Source organism: Sporolactobacillus sp. KGMB 08714, from assembly GCF_036598985.1.
Classification (GTDB): Bacteria; Bacillota; Bacilli; order Bacillales; family Sporolactobacillaceae; genus Sporolactobacillus.
Window position 1 is genome coordinate 23,499 of the sequence record NZ_JAUUBW010000045.1, and the last position, 20,331, is coordinate 43,829.

At 49.7% G+C, this 20,331-nt stretch carries 18 protein-coding genes; 13 read left to right on the forward strand and 5 right to left on the reverse strand.

The features are described from left to right. From essB to Q6A92_RS16425, 13 genes are all read left to right on the forward strand, one after another. Window positions 1-1,353, forward strand: coding sequence for a type VII secretion protein EssB (gene essB / locus Q6A92_RS16370; protein ID WP_332238747.1), 1,353 nt, complete (start codon window positions 1-3; stop codon window positions 1,351-1,353). Between the two features lie 60 nt (window positions 1,354-1,413). Further along, a complete protein-coding gene (essC, locus tag Q6A92_RS16375; protein WP_332238748.1) occupies window positions 1,414-5,892 on the forward strand; it encodes a type VII secretion protein EssC in 4,479 nt (1,492 codons plus the stop codon). Window positions 5,893-5,946: 54 nt separating this feature from the next. Then, window positions 5,947-8,835, forward strand: a complete 2,889-nt coding sequence (gene esaA / locus Q6A92_RS16380) for a type VII secretion protein EsaA (RefSeq protein ID WP_332238749.1) — start codon at window positions 5,947-5,949, stop codon at window positions 8,833-8,835. Then, on the forward strand, window positions 8,816-9,136 hold the full coding sequence (locus tag Q6A92_RS16385; protein WP_274401166.1) for a hypothetical protein: 321 nt from the start codon (window positions 8,816-8,818) through the stop codon (window positions 9,134-9,136). Before esaA ends, Q6A92_RS16385 begins: the two co-directional genes overlap by 20 nt. A gap of 32 nt (window positions 9,137-9,168) precedes the next feature. Then, the gene (locus tag Q6A92_RS16390; protein WP_274401165.1) at window positions 9,169-9,537 is read left to right on the forward strand and encodes a hypothetical protein; all 369 of its coding nucleotides are present in this window, start codon (window positions 9,169-9,171) and stop codon (window positions 9,535-9,537) included. A gap of 9 nt (window positions 9,538-9,546) precedes the next feature. Beyond that, a complete protein-coding gene (locus Q6A92_RS16395; RefSeq protein ID WP_274401164.1) occupies window positions 9,547-9,864 on the forward strand; it encodes a hypothetical protein in 318 nt (105 codons plus the stop codon). Window positions 9,865-9,866: 2 nt separating this feature from the next. After that, window positions 9,867-10,574 (forward strand): DUF5081 family protein, encoded by a 708-nt coding sequence (locus Q6A92_RS16400; protein WP_332238750.1) that lies wholly within the window; start codon window positions 9,867-9,869, stop codon window positions 10,572-10,574. After that, on the forward strand, window positions 10,571-10,888 hold the full coding sequence (locus Q6A92_RS16405) for a hypothetical protein (RefSeq protein WP_274401162.1): 318 nt from the start codon (window positions 10,571-10,573) through the stop codon (window positions 10,886-10,888). Before Q6A92_RS16400 ends, Q6A92_RS16405 begins: the two co-directional genes overlap by 4 nt. An 8-nt stretch (window positions 10,889-10,896) precedes the next feature. Continuing rightward, window positions 10,897-12,594 carry a polymorphic toxin type 15 domain-containing protein gene (locus Q6A92_RS16410; protein ID WP_332238751.1) on the forward strand — a complete coding sequence of 566 codons (1,698 nt, stop codon included), beginning with the start codon at window positions 10,897-10,899 and terminating at the stop codon, window positions 12,592-12,594. 21 nt (window positions 12,595-12,615) lie between these two features. Then, a complete protein-coding gene (locus tag Q6A92_RS16415; RefSeq protein ID WP_332238752.1) occupies window positions 12,616-13,161 on the forward strand; it encodes a T6SS immunity protein Tdi1 domain-containing protein in 546 nt (181 codons plus the stop codon). Window positions 13,162-13,222: 61 nt separating this feature from the next. Continuing rightward, window positions 13,223-13,405 (forward strand): SMI1/KNR4 family protein, encoded by a 183-nt coding sequence (locus Q6A92_RS20365; RefSeq protein ID WP_443029745.1) that lies wholly within the window; start codon window positions 13,223-13,225, stop codon window positions 13,403-13,405. After that, window positions 13,344-13,694 carry an SMI1/KNR4 family protein gene (locus tag Q6A92_RS16420; protein ID WP_443029746.1) on the forward strand — a complete coding sequence of 117 codons (351 nt, stop codon included), beginning with the start codon at window positions 13,344-13,346 and terminating at the stop codon, window positions 13,692-13,694. The genes Q6A92_RS20365 and Q6A92_RS16420 overlap by 62 nt, the downstream gene beginning before the upstream one ends. A gap of 665 nt (window positions 13,695-14,359) precedes the next feature. After that, window positions 14,360-14,773, forward strand: coding sequence for a hypothetical protein (locus tag Q6A92_RS16425; RefSeq protein ID WP_332238753.1), 414 nt, complete (start codon window positions 14,360-14,362; stop codon window positions 14,771-14,773). Between the two features lie 109 nt (window positions 14,774-14,882). On the opposite strand, the gene Q6A92_RS16430 is transcribed toward Q6A92_RS16425, so the two are convergent. From Q6A92_RS16430 to Q6A92_RS16450, 5 genes are all read right to left on the reverse strand, one after another. Continuing rightward, window positions 14,883-15,611: an energy-coupling factor ABC transporter ATP-binding protein gene (locus Q6A92_RS16430; RefSeq protein ID WP_332238754.1), complete on the reverse strand. Its 729-nt coding sequence runs from the start codon at window positions 15,609-15,611 to the stop codon at window positions 14,883-14,885. 15 nt (window positions 15,612-15,626) lie between these two features. Further along, a complete protein-coding gene (locus Q6A92_RS16435) occupies window positions 15,627-16,430 on the reverse strand; it encodes an energy-coupling factor transporter transmembrane component T (protein ID WP_274401437.1) in 804 nt (267 codons plus the stop codon). After that, window positions 16,430-17,416 carry a cobalt transporter CbiM gene (gene cbiM, locus Q6A92_RS16440; RefSeq protein WP_332238755.1) on the reverse strand — a complete coding sequence of 329 codons (987 nt, stop codon included), beginning with the start codon at window positions 17,414-17,416 and terminating at the stop codon, window positions 16,430-16,432. Before cbiM ends, Q6A92_RS16435 begins: the two co-directional genes overlap by 1 nt. 747 nt (window positions 17,417-18,163) lie before the next feature. Further along, window positions 18,164-18,724, reverse strand: coding sequence for a cysteine hydrolase family protein (locus Q6A92_RS16445; RefSeq protein ID WP_332238756.1), 561 nt, complete (start codon window positions 18,722-18,724; stop codon window positions 18,164-18,166). 84 nt (window positions 18,725-18,808) lie between these two features. Continuing rightward, window positions 18,809-20,014, reverse strand: a complete 1,206-nt coding sequence (locus Q6A92_RS16450) for an MFS transporter (protein WP_332238757.1) — start codon at window positions 20,012-20,014, stop codon at window positions 18,809-18,811. Window positions 20,015-20,331 lie beyond the last annotated feature (317 nt).

The following is a 20,331-nucleotide window of genomic DNA, read 5'->3' on the forward strand; positions in this document are numbered from 1 at the left end:
ATGGCACTTTCGAACAGCTTTTTTCAATCCGTACTGGACGCGGAGGCGGAGCAAAAGGACAATCTGTACAGGCTGACCTTTCAACGGGTCAAGATTCCGCTGCGGCATGTGGAAGAATTGGGCGTTCTGCAGAGTATTGAGGACGGTTTCAAAAGAGAAGCGGAAACGACCGAAGATGAAGTCGTGATCACAGCCGAGAAAGATTCGGAACTGCGGAGCTTTTCCGAACTGGAAACAGAAACGACGATTGAACGGCTGATTTTTTCCAGCAACCTGATTCGTTTCTTTGAAAATGGCGGGCACTCCCGGATCGTTCCGATTTGTTTCCCGGAAAATCTCTTTTTTTCTCCCGGATTTCAGCCGGCCTTTCTTCATTACGGCGTCAGGGACAGCCTGCCGCCGGTTGCATTCGATGAGGAGAAGACGCTTCAGCATGTCAGGGCGGTCATCGCATTATTGTTTGACCCGTCAAACAGTTTTGATACATATGTCAAATTTGATTTTGCAACAAAATCAACACGGTTTGTAAAGGACATTTTCCGCTGCAAAACATTTCACGCGCTGGCCGGCCTGGTGGAAAATGAGCGGAAAAAAGAACTGCTGCTGGAAAAAAAGAGCACGAGAATACCTAAAAAAAAGAATACGATCAAAAACGGACTTTTGATCGGCGGCATAGCCGTCCTTATTCCTCTTCTTATTTTGACGATTTATGCATTCTTCATTCAGCTCCCGCGGGAGAGCCTTTTCGAGCAAGGCCATGAGTTTTTCCTGCAGAACCGCTACAGCGATGTTGTGACGGTCTTAAGTCCGGTTGCCTATAATCATATGCCGAATGTTGTCCGTTATGAATTGGCCGTTTCTTATGTGAAAAACGAACCGCTGACGGATACGCAGCACACCAATATTTTGAATAACCTGACCCTCCAAAGCAACACGCTCTACTATCAGTACTGGATTCAGGTCGGACGCGGCGATACGGCCGGTGCGCTGAATACGGCGAAATCGCTCAATGACCGTACGCTGACGGCTTACGCACTAATTAAAGAAAAACTGGCGGTTCAGAACAATATGTCGATGAGCGGCAGTGCCAAGGCACAGCAGCTGCAGACGATTAATTCCGAACTGTCCCAGTATAAGGATATAACGCAAGGGCAGAAAAGTACGTCGGGAAGCAGCACTTCAGGGAGCGGGAGCAGTTCCGCGAACGTTTCTGCCGCCGGCAGCAGCCAGCAGGGCGCAAGCACGCAAAGCGGAACGTCATCGCCGAACCAGCCGGCGAAGAATCAAAAAAGCACGCAGAATACACAAAGCAGCGGCGGATCATCCGGCAAGACGCAGACCGGCAGCCATTAGCTTCAGGCAAGGGCATCGGGTCTGAAAAATGAAAATTTGCTGAAAGGAGGAGGAAGCCCTTTGGAAAGGCTATGGCTTTTTACAAAAGAACACTATCAGCTGATTAACCTGCAGCTTTTTCATAAGAAAGACGTGGTTATCGGCGACGAATTGAAAGATACGATCACCATTCCGGTCCGATTCAGCCAAAAAATGACGGTGAAGTGGGATGGCGGGGAAAAAATGTGGATGCTGATCAATCAGGACTCACGGTCGTACCTGACTGCCGATCGCCGCGAGATTGCCCGCAATGAAGCGGATGAGCGGCTGGAGCTGGTCTATCAGAATGCGGATCCGGAATCCGCCGGCTATTACATCGGGCACAGACTTCAAGTGTCGGCTGCCGGGGAAGGTGCTGATTTTTCCTTCCCGCAGTATGAAGGCGAAGCCGGTTTTCTTTTGATCAGAGAGAGGGACAGATGGCGTGCACGGCCGGATTCCGAAATCCGTCCCGTGTTTGTCAACGGGGAAAGGGTACACGGCAGTGCGCTTTTACAGACCGGCGACGTCGTTTCATGGGGATTGAACGAATGGACGCTGAAGTCGCCGGATTTAATCGTCCTGACTGCGGGAGAAGCCTGTCAGACAGAGCTTGTCCCCGCCCGCAGCCCGCAGACCCTGTTAGCTGAAAAGTATCCGAACTATCAGAGGATGCCGAGACTCATCTATGAACGCCCGAAGGTCAAAGTCAAGTTTTCCTGGCCGGCGGATTTGGAGAAAAACGGCCGCCATAATCTGTGGATAACGATTCTGCCGCCTCTTGTTATGCTCATCGTGATGTCGATCGTGCTGATTGTTCAGCCAACCGGCATTTATATGCTCCTCTCGATCGTCATGTTTCTTTCGACAATCTTCACGTCCGGTTATCAATATATGAGAGAATCGAAGCACGCGAAGGAGCATCAGAAAGAACGGAAGGCCAACTATACCGGCTACCTTCGGGAAAAGCGGGAAGAACTGAATCGGCTGTACGAAAAGCAGAGATCTGTGCTGCGTTACCAGTTTCCGGACAGCGCTAAGCTGAAAGAACTTGCCTTCCGGCTGAGCCCGCGGATCTGGGAGCGCAGCCGGACAGACGATGATTTTCTGGAAATGAGGCTGGGCAGCACGACTCTGCCTGCTGATTATGAAATTCAGGGCAGCGATCAGGAGCTTTCCAACCGCTCGTTTGACGAACTTTATCTGGAAGCGAAGACGATTGTGGATCACTATCGCCGGGTTGACGATGTGCCGCTGACCATCCGGCTGCTGGACGGGCCGGTCGGGATTGTCGGAAAACATTCGATCATCCGCAAGGCCGTCCAGCAGATGATGCTGCAGCTGGCTTTTTTTCACAGCTACCATGACCTGCGTTTTGTTGTTTTTTTTGATGAAGAGGAGTACGCGGAATGGGCCTGGCTGAAATGGCTGCCGCATCTGAAAAGCCTGAGCACCCGGGGACGGAACATGATCTACAGCGAGCAGACGAGGGATCTGCTGCTCTCGGGTATCTATGAGCTGCTGAAAGAGCGGCAGCATACGGAAAATAAGGAAAAGAGACTTTTTTTGCCGCATATCGTCTTTATCGTCGCGTCGGACCGGCTGATTCACGAACATGAAATCGTGGAGTTCCTCAACAAGGATTTTACGGAGATCGGAGCCGGTTCCATTTTTCTGGCCAACAGCAAAGATGATCTGAATGAGAACGTGAATACGGTCGTCCGCTGTGTAAACGAGCATGAGGGAGACGTGATGATTCTGGACAAAGTGGCGAACGGTCAGAAGTTCAAGCTGGATCCGTTTACTAAAGACGGAAATGAACGGTTTTCCCGTTTTCTGGCTTCGCTCAAGCACACGACCCGATTCACCAATTCGATTCCGGGAAGTGTATCCTTTCTGGAAATGATGCATGCGGAGGACGTCGGAGATCTGCAAATCCGCCGGCGCTGGGCCGAACACGACCCGATTCAGTCGCTTGCCGTGCCGATCGGCCTGCGCGGCAGGAACGATCGGCTGGAACTGAACCTTCATGAAAAGGCGCACGGACCGCACGGGCTGCTGGCGGGTACGACGGGATCCGGAAAAAGCGAGCTGCTGCAGTCTTACATTCTGTCGCTGGCTGTCAATTTTCATCCGTATGATGTGGCCTTCCTTTTGATCGACTTCAAGGGCGGCGGCATGGCCCGGCTTTTTGAAAAACTGCCGCATCTGCTCGGAACGATGACAAATATCAACGATGAAAAGAACTTCAGCGAACGGGCGCTGGCAGCGGTGAAAAGTGAATCGCGCCGGCGGCAGAAGCTGTTTTCCCAATATAACATTAATCATATTGACGACTATAAGCTGCTGTATAAGCAGGGGAAAGTCCAGGTGCCGATGCCTCACCTGTTCATTATTTCCGATGAGTTTGCGGAACTTAAGAAGGAGGAGCCGGACTTTATCCGCGAGCTGGTGACGACAGCGCGAATCGGCCGCAGCCTGGGGATTCACCTGATTCTGGCGACGCAGAAGCCTGCCGGAGTCGTGGATGATCAGATCCGCAGCAACTCGCGGTTTAAAATAGCCCTGCGCGTGCAGGATGCGGCCGACAGCAATGACATACTGGGCAACAGCGACGCGGCTGAATTGAAACAGGTCGGCCGCGGCTACCTGCAGGTCGGAAACAACGAGATGTATGAACTTTTTCAGTCCGCCTGGAGCGGGGCGCCTTATGAGAAAAATATCTATACATCCGAGGATGACGTCTTCTATGTCAAGGACACCGGCCTGTATCCGATTTCCGAGGTGCACGCGAAATCGCAGGTCCAGGCGAAAAAGGAAACGGAGCTTGAAGCAGTCGTGCAGGCAATCGCCGGGCTTTGCGCCGAGATGGGCCTGAAACGGCTGCCGAGTCCGTGGCTTGCGCCGCTGCCTGTTCATCTTGTCCGGCCGGCAGCATTAAAAGAAGAAGGCGATCTGTACGCCGTCGGCCTGGCGGACCATCCGGAAACGCAGAAACAGACGCCCGTATACCTGCACCTGCAAAAAGCGAAAAATATGGCGATATTCGGTGCGTCCGGGTTTGGGAAAACGACCACTATTTCTTCTTATCTGCTGGCGGCCGCCAGGCGCTATTCAGCGGACGACGTGCAATTTTATCTGTTCGATTTCGGCAGCGGCGGCCTGCTGCCTCTTAAGAAGCTTCACCATACCGGCGATTACTTCCGGCTTGATGAAGAGGAAAAGACCGGGAAGTTCGCCAAATGGCTGAATCAGGAAATTCAGCGGCGCAAAGATCTGCTGCGCCGCACGGGCGTGCCGAATGTCGAACTCTACAACGGGCAGGGGACGGAAAAACTGCCGTACCTGAAAATAATCGTCGACAATTTTGAAGCACTGAGAGAGGAAGCGTCCGAATTGGAGGAATCCTTCATCCGCTGGGCTCGGGAGGGCGGCAGCCTCGGTTTCCAGTTCATCCTGTCCGTCTCGCGCGCCAACGGTATTCGGCCGAATCTGCTGACCAGTCTGCCCGTCCGCCTGTCTCATTATATGGTGGATCAATCGGAATTCTATACAATATTCAGCGGCTCAGTCAAGAAAACGGTTGATGCCATCCCCGGACGTGCTCTGATCATGACGGAAGAGCTGGAGAGCATCCAGGCCTATCTGCCGTTCGAAGCCGGCACGGCCGGTGCGCAGCTGAAGGAAGTACGGGAAGAAGTTGATGCATGCAACCGGATTCATCCGGAGAGCGGGACGATCTACCGTGTGCCGATGCTGCCGGAAACTTTGGAAGTCTCTCAATTCCTTCAGGATAAAAAAATGCAGGCGGACCGTATTTACCTCGGTCTGGATGCGGAATCCGTCGAACCGCTCGGCATTTCCGGCCGGCAATTGACTACCTTCATGATTGTCGGCGACCCGGGCAAGGGCAAGACCAATGCAATCCGGCTCTTTCTCAAGCAGATCGCGCGTTCCGGCCGGACAGTGATCGCAGTCAGCGATTCCGAGGAACTGGCCTTTGCCAAGGCGGCCGAACGCCATGGCTGGATGTATCTGGAAGATGCCGCATCGATTGGGCTGTATGCCGATCAGCTGGAGAATGCGTTTGCTGCGAGGGAAAGGGAAGTCAGGGAAAAAATGCTGGAAACGGGGCAGACGCGTGCGGAAATCGCAGAGGCCTATTCCCCCTATTATTTATTAATTGACGGTCTGGACACATTTCTCCGCAGGATAGACAGCCGTTTGCAGACAAGAATCGTTCAACTGATCAAGCGTTTTGCCTCGCTCGGCTTTTACGTGATTGCTGCCGGCAATCAGACGGAATGGAAGGGCTATGATCCGATCGTTGCCGAACTGAAGAATACAAAGGACGCGCTCCTGCTCATTCGGAAAAGCGATCAGTACCTATTTACATTGCCTTTTGCGAACAAGGAACCCGTGCTTGAGACCGGATTCGGTTATTTGCTGCATCAGGGACAGGACCGCCGCGTGATGATCCCGCGGACGGACGCGCCCGCCTTTGATACAGCGAACAGATGAAATTTTGAAAATAAACGGTCGCATCGCGATTTCATTAAAAAGGAGCTCTTCAGGATGGACGAGAATAGAAAAAGCCGCTGGATAAAATGGGGGTCGCTGATTCTCGCTTTTGTGCTCATCGTCGGCATTTCGGCCGCGCTGCCGCGCTACCTGACGCCGTCGCCGCAGCAGCCTGCCGTGAAGAAGGGAAAGGCGGCGCAGACAATCGTGCCTTCCGTGCCGAAAACCGGCCATATCGCGCTGGTCAATGAGGATCAGGGTGCCGATTTCAACGGCCAGAAACTGGATCTCGGCAATCAGATTGTGCCGCTCTTTTCCGATCAGGACAATTATCAGTGGGAAACCGTCGACCGCAGTGTCGCCGACAGCGGATTAAGTCAAGGCAGCTATCAGGCTGTTTTCTATATTCCTTCGAATTTCACTAAGAATATCCTGACATTTGAGAATCAAAAGCCAAGCACGGCAATCATTTCCTATCGGGCGGATCCGAAACTGACCGCCGCAGACGCCGCGAAAGTCCAGACCGAGTTTGAAAAGGTCAGGGGGACCCTGAACCAGCAGTTTTCCAAAATATACTGGCGGTTCATTTCAGACCGGATCAATTACATAAACGGAAATTTTGCGGGCGTCCTGCAGAAGGAACAGCAGTACCTGCAGGCCATGTCCGATTTTTATAAACCGTCGTCCCTGAATATGGCGCAGATCTTTAACACGCAACTGGACGAAATCAATCAGCTGCTTGCCGAAACCGGCCAGGCGGAAAAAACGACGGCCGGCAAACAGCTGACGCTGACCGATACAAAGGCACAAATCAGCCGGCAGCTGGACGCACTGAACACATTCAATGACCAGCTCAAGAAACAGATTCAGACGATGGATCAGACGCGAATTGAAAATGAGAAACTGGTAACGGATGCCTCGACCAAAACTCAGACCAGTCTGAACGATATGCTTGCCCAGTATCAGCAGGGAGTGTCCGGTTTAGGAAATCAAACGGCTGGAGCAGGGGATCTTTCTCTAACGCCGGAACTTACTCAGCTGGATCAATTGAACAGTTATTTTACGGACGGGACACAGCTGTTTAATAACTTTCAGAATTTAGGTCAAGATAACGAAGATCAAATCACGGCTGTCTTTAATGGCACGAAAACATATACTCAGAATATATACCGGCAAATAGCTCTTGATACTTTCCGTCAGGTTACTAATAATCTGGCAGGCCAGATTCTGTCGAACGGAGAAAATAAATTGAGTGACGCGAAGACAGCCCTGGAGCAAACAGGCGTTTCATCCGGGAGCGGAACGGGCAGTTCTGCAGGCGATTCGACCGGTACGGGAAGCCCGACAGGCGGATCGGCTGGGAATGGGACAGGCAGTTCGACAGACAATCCATCTAATAATGATCAAGCGGCATATGATAAAGTCGTCAAGGCGATTACGGATTTACAGACTGAAATTACAAAAAATACGACATATGCAAGCATTCCCGATTTTTCTTCAATTACAGCCACAATTAATGGAATAGATTTCTCCGGCGGTACAACCTACTCGGAAGACAATCTATTGAACTATTACAAGACACTGAGTGCAGTTGCTGATGGTATGGACATTTATGTTCAATTGAACGGCAGCGATATGCAATCCGCATTTGATAACAATACGACGAGTGATGCCATCAACACGGATGAAAAAGTTCAAAATGATCTCACAAATCTTAATGTTCAGTATGATAATGCTAAAAAATTGGGTCAGGCACTTGACAGCAATGCAAGTGCCGTAAACGGAACCGTCTCGGGGCTGAACACAGATCTGGGACAGTTGAATAACGCAACCGGATCGATTACCGGATCCATTAAAAGCAAGGACGGAGTCATTCAAAATTTTTACAGCGTGACACAGCAGCAAAAAGCAGATCTGCAAACAGCGGAGAATGTGCTGGCGAATAACATGGCCAACACGCAGCAACTGACGGCGGACATTATCAAGCCGCTTCAGACTTCCAATCCGGACATCAGCATTGCCGATACCGGCAGCGGCATCGCCGTGACGCTTCAGGATAATAATTTTGATCAGCTGAATATGATTGATCAGGGCATCCAGAACATCTCAGACAATGAAACGCTGATTCTGAAGGATTCAAAAGACGTGCAGTCGATGGTCAACGGCGTTCAGGGCAGCGCCGGCCGGCTGAGCAACTCATGGGGGCAGAATGTCACGGCGACCGCTGAGCTGAAAAACGCGGTTGCTCAGACGCTCGGCAATACGGGCGAGCCCGGCAACCGCAATCAGAATGTTTACCAGCAGCTGTCGAGTCCGGTCGGTCTCGCCGGACTGGCTGCCGGGAATGTGAACAACGTTTCACCCGGCCCGGTTCAGCAATCGGCGGCGGCCGACAGCAGTACACCTGCGTCTCCCGTTCAGCAGCCTTTTCTTACCCTGCTTGCCGTGCTGATCGCCAGTATTTTGACCGGTTATTTCAGCTATCATTACCGCAGCCTGGGCAAGATGACGAACGGACTGATTACGACTCTGCTCGCACTGATCAGTTCCGCCGCCATCATCTACTACGGCGCGGTGCAGTACGGGCTGACCGGTGCGGCGACGATCATGTGGAGCGTCTTCACATTCGGGCTGATCGCGCTTATGTCCGCATGGATCGGGGAGGCTTACCGGCTGTCTGAGATTGCCGGCGTTCTGCTTACATCGGCGCTGGTCGTTTTCTTTACGCTGCCTTTGCTGAAAAACAGCATGGACGATTTCGCTTTTCAGAATCCGGCCGCCGACGTGTACCTCTCGATCGCAAACAGTCAGGGCTATCTTCCGTTCCTGAAAGGGATTCTGGCAATTGCACTTTTGACGGTTCCGGTATTTGCCGTGATCGGAACGAGAGCGATCATACGCCATGTAAGAGAGGAGAAGGCGCATGAGACTGAAATTTTTTAAAATGCTGCTGCCGGCGAGTGCTGTCCTGCTGTCATTTATTGTTGTTTCCGGCTACGGGAATGAAAATATCAGGCAGGACAAGGTCACGCCGAACCGTCTCAGCAAACCGCAGACGCAGATCAACCCGAGCGAGATCGATGTGACAATCGACGGGCCCTACCGGAAAATACCGGCGGAGGTCAGAAAACTGACATTTACTGAGCCACGCCAAAGAGATAACCTTGTCAAGAATCTGTTTTTGACGCCGGATAAAAATCAGAAAGCGGACGTTAAAACAGCGGCCGCCAAGCTGTTTAAATGATATAGGGAAAACGGAGATGAGGAGGCGTTCCATTGGGAGAATCAATATGGGATTCGATCGGCAATTTTTTGGGAATCGGCGTGACGGATGCCGAGCGCAAGCGCGCGAAATATGATCAGCTTCGCCAGCAATTAGATGCTTATATCAGCCGGGCGGAAGACGATCTTCATCAGATCTCCGGGCATACAGGCAGCTACATGGGCGTACATCCTGTGCCGAAAACCAAGATCCCGGGAATCGAATTCAGTGCCGCGCGGGAAAGGACGGACGAGCGGCTGCAGGCGAAACTGCATACTTTGAGGACAAAACTGGATGAGGCGAAGGAAGCCAGAGCGGGGGCGGAAAGGGCCTATGCTCATTACAAATATTTAGCCGCGGAAGAAGACAAGAAGAAGGGGTGACATAAAACGATGGGAAAAGCCGGCAATAATCAAGTGGAAATCAGAGGTCCGCAACTGGGAGAAGCGATAAAATGCATGAAAACGATCGACGCCGCGCTGCACACCGCACTTTCGCAGGGTGAGGCACTGAAGTCGGATATTGACGGACAGCCCGACTGGACTGGGAAAAATAAACTGGCTTTTTCAGCCTTCATGGATATTCTGCTGCAGTATCAGCGCCAAGTCACGAAGATTGCTTCGCAGCATGCAGCGTCCCTCCAGTCTCTGCAAAAAGATATTGCCGCTTTTTCCGGAACGGATGAAGTGTCGAAAATAAAGGGGCTGTGAATATGGGAGATCAACGGCTGACGCTTGACGGACTGACACCGGCCGAGCTCTATGTGCTCGGAACGGCTGCGGATGTGCATGATTTATTCGGCCTTCCGGAACAGGAACTGCTGGCGATGCTTGATATGAAGATTTTTATCAAGGCCCAAAGATCGCTGCAGAGGAAGAAGATCCTGACGGATGCGGGCGGGCTGACTGAGCAGGCGGTTTTACTCATTGAAATGCTGAAAATCTATGCGGACAGCCCGGCCTATGTCCGGATCAACGATCAGATGGCGGCGTTCAGAAAAGAGAGGAGCAGGGATCTGATTGTGCTGACCGAGCAGGAACCGTGGCGCAGTTACCGGCTGGAGATCCTGCCGAAAAGCCTGCTTGTTACCGGGCTTTTTCAGGCGCATCCCTTCCTGAACCGCAAACCGACTGAGGAAGAACAGCAGTTTTTACTGAAGGAAATCACAGCCGAGGAAAAAAAGCTGTGGGCATCCATCTCTGTGAATCAAACCGATCTTTTAGCGATGGAATGGATGCCGAAGGAAAAATCGGGCTATCTGAGGCCCTATTCCCACTTTCTCTATGTACCGGTTGAAAATCAGCTCTTCCGGACAGATGTTGTCAGCCAGAAGACACGAAAGGCCAGCCTGTTTTATCTCTACAAGGAGCTGTTTGACTGGCTGGACATTCCTTACGGACAGGAGGCGCATGCCCGATGACGATGATGGCGGAAGGCGGGGGCGGAGAGATCTCCCTGAATCCCGATGAACTGCAGCGCTTTGCCGAACGGGCCCAGTCGATCGGCGGTCTTTTTCAAAATCGGATCCGGCCGGAGATCGAACGGCTGAGCGGTCTCGGATATTATACTCAGGGAGAGGCTGCCGACGCGTTTGCCCACTACCGGCAGGCGCTGGAGAAAATGATGGATGTCGGCGACTTCTACTATCGGGCGGCGCAGATACTGGCGCTCGTAGCGGAAATCATGAGCGGCCAGGACGAGGCGCTGGCCGCCGCAATCAATGAAGGGCGGTGACGGAAAGCATGGGAGAGGATGTTTCCTACCGGAGCGCTTCATGGGACGACATGGGCCGGGCGATCGCTCAAATTTCAGGCTGGGGCGGCGCGCTGGAGCGCATGCGGCAGATGGACCGGACCCTTCAGCAGATCCAGAAGGCGATCGACGATCTGGACGAGGACCGGCGCCTCTGGTTTTCGTACAAAAGCCAGGCTGGGGCGCTCGACAAACTGGGCGATGACTACCGGAAACTGGACACGTTTACGGGTGAGGCTGGCGACGCCGTCAGCCGCCACATCGATGATCCTTTTTACAAACAGATGGACGCGTTTGTGGCGGAAATGGCGCAGGTTTCGATCAGCCAGTATCACACCCAAAACACGCTGAACGTCAAAGAATACCGGGCGGCCAGCCCGCTCGCCTCCGTCGCCGCCTATGAGCCAGTGACCAAACAGTCGATCACATTCGACGATCTCTTTAACAGCAGCAGCCTCATGGCTGCCTCGCTGAAAAAGGAATACGAGTCCTACCGGGCCGCGGCCGGAAAACAGGCGGGAGACGTGACTTTCGACCAGTACAAAGAGAGCATCCAGTACAGCCGCGGCTTCGACTACCAATCGATCAAAGACAAGCAGATGGACCAGGAGTTCTGGGTGAACCTCGGTATCGGAGCGGCAATTGTCATCCTGACGATTGCCTGCCCGCCGGCCGGGATCGCCGCGGGTGCCGCCTACGGAGCGATGCAGCTGACCGATGCGGCCACCGGGACGAGCCTGATCTCCGGGCGGAAGCTGAGCACGGAAGAGCGGGTCACGGAGGGCATCTTCGGCGTGCTGGACGGGGTCCCTGCTTTCAAGGCCGCCGGCGCTTTCAGCGCGATCGGCCGGATGGGCACAAAGGGCGTGACGACTCTGGGCGACCTGACGAAAACGATGGGCCGGGCATCCGGAAGGCGGCTGATCCAGCTGAAACAGATCAGCCGTGCAGGGATAGACAGCGTGAAACAAGCCGCGGCCAACGCGGGAGACCGGCTTTCCCTGGGCGGCCTGCAGCCGGAGTTTGCCGGGGCTTCGGGGGTCGGCGGTGCAGGCGGAGGAGAGAGTCTGATTCAGGATGTCAAAAGCACATTCCGGCAAATGGCGTCCAAGGAAAGTGTCAATCCCCAGATCAATTATAGTAAAATAGAGGATGTTCAGGGTGCTGGTAGAGCTGTTAAGCATTTGGATGATGTTCCAAGGATTAAAGAAATAGAAGTAAAATTTAATCAAAGCGCCAAACATGACGCTGAAGAGTTTGAAAGACAACTTAAAGGGCAAGAAAAGGGTATGAATGAGCTAACTGTTGATGAGTATCTTAGAAATAGAGAAAGATATTTAGCAAAAGGTCGTGCTATAGAAGGAAATGCTGCTCAGCAAGCTGCAAGGGAAAATGCGTACTTAGAAAGAGTTAGCGAGTTAAGAAGAAAGGGTCTTTCGCTTGAAGATGCGGAAAAACAAGCAAATGAATGGTTAGATACACAAGCAGCTTTACACAATCCAGACCAGATAGCCGGGGGTAGAGCTGTTAACATTGGAGGTATGGGGGATAAAGGCGTTAATTCGTCTATTGGCATTCAATGGAGATACAGGATTGATGTTGTCGATGAACAAATAAGAGATATGGCAAAAAAAATGACACCGGAGCAATTAAAAAATACTTACTTAAATGTTAAGCTAACCCATTAAATAACTGAGGAGAATATCAAGATGAATAATATTTTTACAGATTTTCACGAAAAAATCGGAATTGATAATGATATATTACAAAAGTATAGTAATCTAATTCCAAATGAGTTAACGCAAATTTGGAAAGAATATGGCTTAGGGAGTATTCTACAAGGTTATCTCAAAATAATTAATCCAGAAGATTTTGTAGAAATATTGAATGACTCCTATTTTAGAAGTGATGTAGCTGTACCCATTTTTGCAACTGGCATGGGTGATATTATCACTTGGGAAGAGAATCGATATTTAAGATTAGTAGAATATAGAAAAGGAATATTTAAAGGACTCTCTGCTGGATTTGAATTTTTCTTTTCAGATTTAGAAAATAATACTTTTTTAAATAGATATTTAGATGCAAAACAATATTTTGAAGCCATTGATATTTACGGTGAACCAGCTTATGACGAATGTTTTGGCTATACACCACTACTAGGTTTAGGTGGTTCAGAAAAAACTGAGAATCTAAAAAAAGTAAAAATAAGAGAACATATACAGATAATTACAGAATTTATGGGCCCAATCCAATAGAAAAAAAACTTGAGAAAGGAATGTGGGCAGATACTCCAAGATAATTAAAGGAGGAAACTTTGTGGAGATAAATAATGATTCAATAGTACTTCCATTACCCACAGATACATTTCTTGAAAAAGAAGAAAAAATGTGGAGAGTAGCTCTTCCAAAAAGCTATAAAGATTTTTTAAAAAAATACAATGGGGGTACCCCTGAGCATAAGTCATTTTTATACTCAAAATCATTTTTATGCGATAGATAGATTTTTATGTGTTTTAGAAGAAACAGAAAACAATGAGTTTGGCATGTATGATATCGATGTGACTTTAACTCGTATCGAGGAGCGCCTTACAGATAATGAAGATCTGATTGGAGTAGATTTACTGCCAATTGCGATACTGTTTGCTGGAGATTATCTATGCCTGGATTATAGGATCTCTAAAAATCATCCAACTGTTTGTGTATGGGATCACGAAGAATCGGGAGAGTTGGATCCTATGACTTATTTCACTGCTAAAAGCTTCGAAGAATTCATAGGCATGTTATCGTAATTGCTCAACTTTCGCACCCTGGTTTGAGTGGGTAAACTTTGATTAAGTAAGGTAAATCTACTATCCATTTCGTAAGTTCGCTTTTTACATCTACTAATTTAATTAGCGAGAATCAAGTCATTAGTTTAGAAGATTTGAATGTAAAAGGTATGTTATCTAATCACAAATTAGCCAAGCTCATAGAGCAATCGTTCAGAGCGTTAAGAAAGCAACTAGAATATAAGGATAAACAGCATGGAAGAGATTCCATAACTATTAATCGTTTCTTTTCATCTTCTCAGATATGTTATGATTTTAGAAGATTTAAAATATAATAAGAAAACAGAGGAAACCATTCAGAGAGAGATATCTGATAAAATCAGAATCCTAATCGTGAACCATCGATGCTTTAGAATGTAAAAAAACCGTTACAAAATTGAAATTCATAATGTTATGGATCTTTAAAACCCTGAATGTTAATACTTTTCAGGGCTTTTTGTACGCAATATCTATTCAATGATACGGACCAGGAGATCAGCCGCATCAATCAGCCAGTTTCACATGAAAAATGCCTTGCATGTCACCGAGTATACGGGTAACCAGTACGATGGCTAATATCGCCATGCATGAAGCGATCCCCCCCAAAAAACATCGTGCTGAACAACCTTTTCAACACCCACAACCTGATGAAAACTTCGCTCAAAAACGAGTACGAGAATTTCAAGACTCTGTCTACTTTTGACAAAGAGGAGAAGGTCACCTTTGACCAGTACAAAGAAGCGATTCAGTACAGCCTCGGGTTCGACTACCGGTCGATCAAAGACAAGCAGATGGACCGGGAGTTCTGGGTGAACCTCGGCATCGGAGCGGCAGTCGTCATCCTGACGATCGCCTGCCCGCCGGCCGGGATCGCCGCGGGTGCCGCCTACGGAGCGATGCAGCTGACCGATGCGGCCACCGGGACGAACCTGATCTCCGGGCGGAAGCTGAGCACGGAAGAGCGGGTCACGGAAGGCGTCTTCGACGTGCTGGACGTAATCCCCGCCTTCAAGGCAGCCGGCGCTTTCAGCGCGATCGGCCACCTGACAATGACTTATTAAACATCATCAGACGGCTCATTTAATTTAAAGTTTTACGGATAACTAAAGTGCCGGGAACGATCAACATGCGAATTAAAAAAACCAGTACAATCAAGAAAAAAGCAGCTGGTCAGATAATATTCATTTTAGCCAGAAAATCCCGGTCAGCCAATACACTGCTGTAGTCGTCTAACCTGATTAATTGATGTGTCTCTGAAAAAACAGCAGCTTTCTGAAAGAGATCATCGACATAGGCGAAGTCATGAGTCGAACAGATAATTGTTTTCCCGGACTGATTAAGCCGGGAAATAAATTGGCGTAAAAAGCTTTTGTTCTTGGGATCAAGATTGTTCATGGGTTCGTCAAAAAGATAAACATCGGGGTTCATCACTGCTGTTGCGGCGATTGCTACACGCTTTTGTTCCCCTCCGCTTAGGTGATAAGGCGGACGTTTTTTTAGATGGCTGATCTCCAGTAAATCCATTATCTCTGTTACTCTCGCCTGAACGTCCTGAACGGTCAGGCCCATCTGCAGGGGGCCAAAAGCGATTTCCTCCCAGACATTGCTGCAAAAAAGCTGGGTTTCTGAATTTTGAAAGACAAAACCGATTTGTTTATGAAACATTCGGGAAAAGCGGGGATCCTTAAGCTTTTTTTCAGTAATTTCCTCATTATTTAGGCGATAGACGCCTGAACTCGGAATGGTAAGGCCGCTGATGATTTTCATCAGCGTTGATTTACCGCTGCCGTTGGCGCCTATCAGAGCGAGTGAAGCTCCATCCGCGATGTTCAAAGATATATCGGCCAGCGCATTTTCCGAATCGTCATACGTATAGGATACATGATCTAACTGGATCAAGTTGATGCCCCCCTTTCAAATGCTGAAGAAACAGATTGTCACAGCAATAGCTGTCAGGACAAGCAGACAGTCTGTCATATGAAAGTGAATGTGTTCAGCCCTGCGATAATGTCCGTCAAACCCGCGGCAATACATCGCATCAAGCAACCCCTGTGAGAGCATTTGTGATTTAATAAACAATGTGCCGCCAATTCCGGAGAAAGAATGATGAAACGTTTTGCTGCGGCCGACGGTCCTTAGCCGTATCGCGTAAAACATCGCCAGAGCGCATCGGGACAGCATGACAATATAATTGATCGTAATGTCCAGCACAAGAATGAATGTATCCGGCATACGGAACACTTTCAGTGCTGCAATCAGATCGTCACGCGGCGTTGTAGCGGCAAGCAATACAGTCAGTGTCACCGTCATCCACGATTTAAGAATGAGCGGATTGAGCAGCTGACTGTAACCGAGCAGCCATGCCGGCACAAGTGTGATGAACATCAGCGCTGCAGCTGTGAGGCCGGGCACGAGACATTGCTGAATCAGTTTCAGCGGCGATACGCTCAGTATCAGCAGCAGAAGCGTTGAGAAGATAAGTAAGAAAGCAGATGATCGGCTCAGCGATACCCATAGAATCATCAGGCAAAAAAAGGGCAGTTTAACAGCTGCCTGAGTGCCCGCCAAAAAGCCCTTCGGCTCTTCCGTTTTTTGCATCGTAAGCAAAATTCTCTGCAGCGTTTGAATATTTCTATCGACAAAATGATTTTTTTGCACGGCCGGCTCATACTCATCAGTTTCGGTGAGCCAGCTTGGAAGCTGCGTTGTCTGATTCATTACTGAACCGCCTTGCCGTTTCCGGGTTTATTGCGCCTGCCGGCAAGCAGACGGTAGAAAATGACAATAATCGCGACACCGGCAAGTGCAGAAAGGATGTATCCTGCGATGTCCGGCAGCCCGGATACGGAATAGCCGGGTATCAAGGCATGATAATTGAAGCCATGCGTCATGCCGCTTGGGGTATAGCCGATTTTTTTGGCGAGTTCGGACGGATCCCATTCACCCCAGGCAGAGGCCGAGGCCAGCAGGCCGAACGGTGTCAGCGGAATGAGAACAAGCATGAGCAACGACAGCTTGCGGGAGTGCAGCGGCGCATCTTCGTTCAACAGATCAGGTGATACTTTCATAATGAAGGTCAGTATACCAGCAGTGAAAACTATTTCGGCAATGCCTGCCATCGTTAAGTGGGCGATCAGCATGGCCGGTATTGAAATATTGAGCGGATAGGGCGCGTAAAGCGGCACACCGTGCGCATTGGTGAACAGCAGCGGCTGGATACCCAATTCAATGCCTGCGAACAGGGCCGAAAGGTTGATGGCAATGTAGGAGGCAATCGCTGCGGCGATGATTTTCCCCTGCCTGAATTTAAATAGTTTCATCAGCATTGTATAAAGAAACCAGCCGGCAAACGGCATGACAAATGCCATATTGAAAATATTCGCGCCGTAGGAAAGGACGCCGCCGTCACCGAAGATCAGAGATTGAATGAGCAAGGCCGAGGCAATCGCCAGACAGGCCGCCTCCGGACCGAGCAGGATGGCAAGCAGCGTGCCCCCCACCGCATGTGCGGTTGTGCCGCCCGGAACGGGCACGTTAAACATCATCATTAGAAAAGATAAAGCGGAACCGACACCGATCAAAGAAAGCCGTTTGCGAGAAAATTTGTTTTTGACATTTCTGACGGATACGATGAGGACCGGCACCATGACTGCACCCATGACAGCACAGGTTTCAGGGCTTAAATAGTTATCGGGTATATGCATCTTCCATTCCTGCCTCTCTAATGAATTTAACGATACATAGGTGAAGGGCTCTGAAAGCTGATTAGAAACATGACCAAAACAAGCAAAAGAGTCACGACTGCCAATTAACTCTTTGATGAAATCAAAAAGTTAATCGATCTTCGTGACCCTCAAAAGTACCCTTATCTACAAAAACTATTTATCCGCAGTCTACCTATAATTATAGATTATTTCACGAATCTTCGTGATTCGTTTAAACCGCAGATGCAGATGCATAAGATAAGATACGCAGCGTACAATTTTTAACTTTCGTTCAGCAATAAATATTATAGTACATCTTCACGAAACTTTAAAGACGTTTCTAAAAAAGCGCTTTAAAAAAATTGCCGATTATATATTCACCTGGGCGTTCTCACCTGCCGCTGCCGATAATTTCCTATTTACTCCAGTTAAATCATATGATTTTTTAAGAAGTTTAAAATAAGCATAGTTTCTGTTTTATTGCGATCACAGCCACAGTCAGGGGGGCCGTACCATCAGTCGTCATCTATCCGGAAAAACAGAAGTCGCAGCTTCCTTACTGGGCGGCTGTTCCTTGACTGCTATTTTGTCCCCATATTGGTAACCTGCAGGTCATTCTGAAAGTTTCAGGCGAAAATCTTTTAAGCAGCCACAGTTACCGTTTGGCTGTCTCTGCCTAAAATCGATTTATGAAAATCACCGCGAATGATGTGCTCCGCTCCGTCTGAACCTGGAACCGGCGTCGGATTACTCTCCGCCGACAACGTCCGCGCCGAGCGTATTCTTGAAGTGCTGCAGTGCCCAGTCGTGCCCTTGCTGGTTGAAACTTGCGGCGGCATCCGCGTGGACAACCAGTTTGTAGCCGAGATTATAGGCATCGACCAGCGTATGGAGCAGGCAGATGTCAGTGCAGACGCCGCAGACGTCGATTTCATCCACTCGGCGGGCGCGCAGCCGCATGTCGAGATCGGTCCCGGCAAATGCGCTGTATCTCGTCTTATCCATATAATAGAGTCTCGGATAGTCTCTGTTCTTCTGATACCATGTTTCCAATTTTCCGTAAAAGTCGCGGCCGTGAGTGCCGGCGATATTATGCGGCGGGAACAGTTTTGTTTCCGGATGCCAGCGATCGCCTTTTTCATGCCGGTCGACGGCCAGAACGATCCATGACTGATCGGCAACGAATTGTTCGGCGAGACCGACAATATTGTTCTCGATCTTCTGTCCGGGCCGGCCGCATGTCAGTTTTCCGTCATCGGCGACAAAATCGACGGTGTAGTCAACAATGATCAGCGCTTTATTTGCCACTTCATTTCCCCTCGTTTCTTATGCATACTGATTACTTTAATTTTACGGAAGAAAGAATAAAAAAGCACTGTATCCCTCCTGTTTTCAGGTCAATTCTTTATTCATTGTTTCTTTTCCGAGCACGAGCACGGCAAGCACGCCGAGAATGATCGAGGCACAGAAAATGGCAAAGACAAATGCGATCGAAAAATGCTGCGTGACCAGATAACCGACGAGCAGCGGGCCGAAGATGCCGCCGACCCGTCCGAATGCTGCGGACATACCCGTTCCTGTCCCGCGGATTGCGGTCGGATACTGTTCGGGCGAATAAGCGTAAAGCGCCCCCCAGGCGCCGAGATTAAAGAAGGAGAGCAGAATGCCCGAAGTCAGGAGCAGCGGCAGTGCTGAGGCAATTCCGAAGAAATAGGCGCTTACGGCCGTGCCGATCAGATAAACGATCAGTACCCATTTTCTTCCCCACTTTTCAATCAGCCAGGCGGCCGTGAAATAGCCGGGCAGCTGAGCCAGTGTCATGATCAGTACATATTGGAAACTCTTGACAAGGCTGAAGCCTTTCAGTACGACAATGCTCGGGAGCCATAAAAACATGCCGTAATACGAGAAGACGACACAGAACCACAGCACCCAGAGCATCACGGTCCGTCTGACATAATTTTTCGACCACACTTCGGCGATGTTTCTGATAACATGATGATTTGACTCCTGTTTTTGGGCCAAATATCTGGATGAGTCGTGGATGTTCCATCTTAAATAAATCGCGTAGAAAGCCGGCACCGCACCGATGATCAGAGCGATGCGCCAACCGTAATAAGGGATAATAAAATAAGAAATCAAAGCGGCGGCGATCCAGCCGGCGGCCCAGAAACTTTCCAGCAGGACGACGATCCGTCCCCGTTTGTCAGCGGGCACGCTTTCGGAGACAAGTGTGGAAGCGACGGGAAGTTCACCGCCCAGGCCCATGCCGACGAAGAAACGCAGAAAAAGGAAAATGCCGAGCCCGGCGGCCAGCGCGGAAAAGCCGCCGCCGAGCGAGAACAGCAATAAGGTAAAGATTAGAACAATCTTTCTGCCGGCCCGATCGGCCAGAAGCCCGAAAATCAGGGCACCGACCGCCATGCCGATTGAACTGATGCTGCCGATCCAGCCCATCTGGACTTCATTTAGATGCCATTCCGGTTTCAGTGCCGCAATAATAAAAGATAACATACCGACGTCCATGGCGTCGAACAGCCAGGCCAGGCCGGCGACACCCAATAACTTTCTGTTCGATTGCTGATTTACGATTGACATAACGTCCTCCCGATTTGTAATGATTGCAGCGTCTGCAGAGAATAAACGCTTTTCTCATGATTGTAGGATTGCTTGTTCTCATTATAGAAGCTTTGTTTACACATGTAAATATAGGTGTAAAGATAAAGAAGACGATATCCCTGATTTTCGCTGTCCGTGCCTGCGCCTTAATAAATGGATGACTCATTCTGTTTATTGGGGTAGGGCCGCATAAAGAGCGGCGGCAGGATCGGCAAAAAAATCCGCTGCACGGTCACGCAATGAGCTGGCATGTTAAACTGAAAACAAACACAATAAGGGGACAGGGGGAAGGGTAC

Excerpts from the sequence above, each read along its gene's own strand:
- essB (WP_332238747.1), top strand. The coding sequence starts at position 1 with ATGGCACTTTCGAACAGCTTTTTTCAATCCGTACTGGACGCGGAGGCG.
- esaA (WP_332238749.1), top strand. The coding sequence starts at position 5,947 with ATGGACGAGAATAGAAAAAGCCGCTGGATAAAATGGGGGTCGCTGATT.
- Q6A92_RS16385 (WP_274401166.1), top strand. The coding sequence starts at position 8,816 with ATGAGACTGAAATTTTTTAAAATGCTGCTGCCGGCGAGTGCTGTCCTG.
- Q6A92_RS16395 (WP_274401164.1), top strand. The coding sequence starts at position 9,547 with ATGGGAAAAGCCGGCAATAATCAAGTGGAAATCAGAGGTCCGCAACTG.
- Q6A92_RS16400 (WP_332238750.1), top strand. The coding sequence starts at position 9,867 with ATGGGAGATCAACGGCTGACGCTTGACGGACTGACACCGGCCGAGCTC.
- Q6A92_RS16405 (WP_274401162.1), top strand. The coding sequence starts at position 10,571 with ATGACGATGATGGCGGAAGGCGGGGGCGGAGAGATCTCCCTGAATCCC.
- Q6A92_RS16410 (WP_332238751.1), top strand. The coding sequence starts at position 10,897 with ATGGGAGAGGATGTTTCCTACCGGAGCGCTTCATGGGACGACATGGGC.
- Q6A92_RS16415 (WP_332238752.1), top strand. The coding sequence starts at position 12,616 with ATGAATAATATTTTTACAGATTTTCACGAAAAAATCGGAATTGATAAT.
- Q6A92_RS16420 (WP_443029746.1), top strand. The coding sequence starts at position 13,344 with ATGGGGGTACCCCTGAGCATAAGTCATTTTTATACTCAAAATCATTTT.
- Q6A92_RS16425 (WP_332238753.1), top strand. The coding sequence starts at position 14,360 with ATGAAAACTTCGCTCAAAAACGAGTACGAGAATTTCAAGACTCTGTCT.
- Q6A92_RS16435 (WP_274401437.1), bottom strand. The coding sequence starts at position 16,430 with ATGAATCAGACAACGCAGCTTCCAAGCTGGCTCACCGAAACTGATGAG.
- cbiM (WP_332238755.1), bottom strand. The coding sequence starts at position 17,416 with ATGCATATACCCGATAACTATTTAAGCCCTGAAACCTGTGCTGTCATG.
- Q6A92_RS16450 (WP_332238757.1), bottom strand. The coding sequence starts at position 20,014 with ATGTCAATCGTAAATCAGCAATCGAACAGAAAGTTATTGGGTGTCGCC.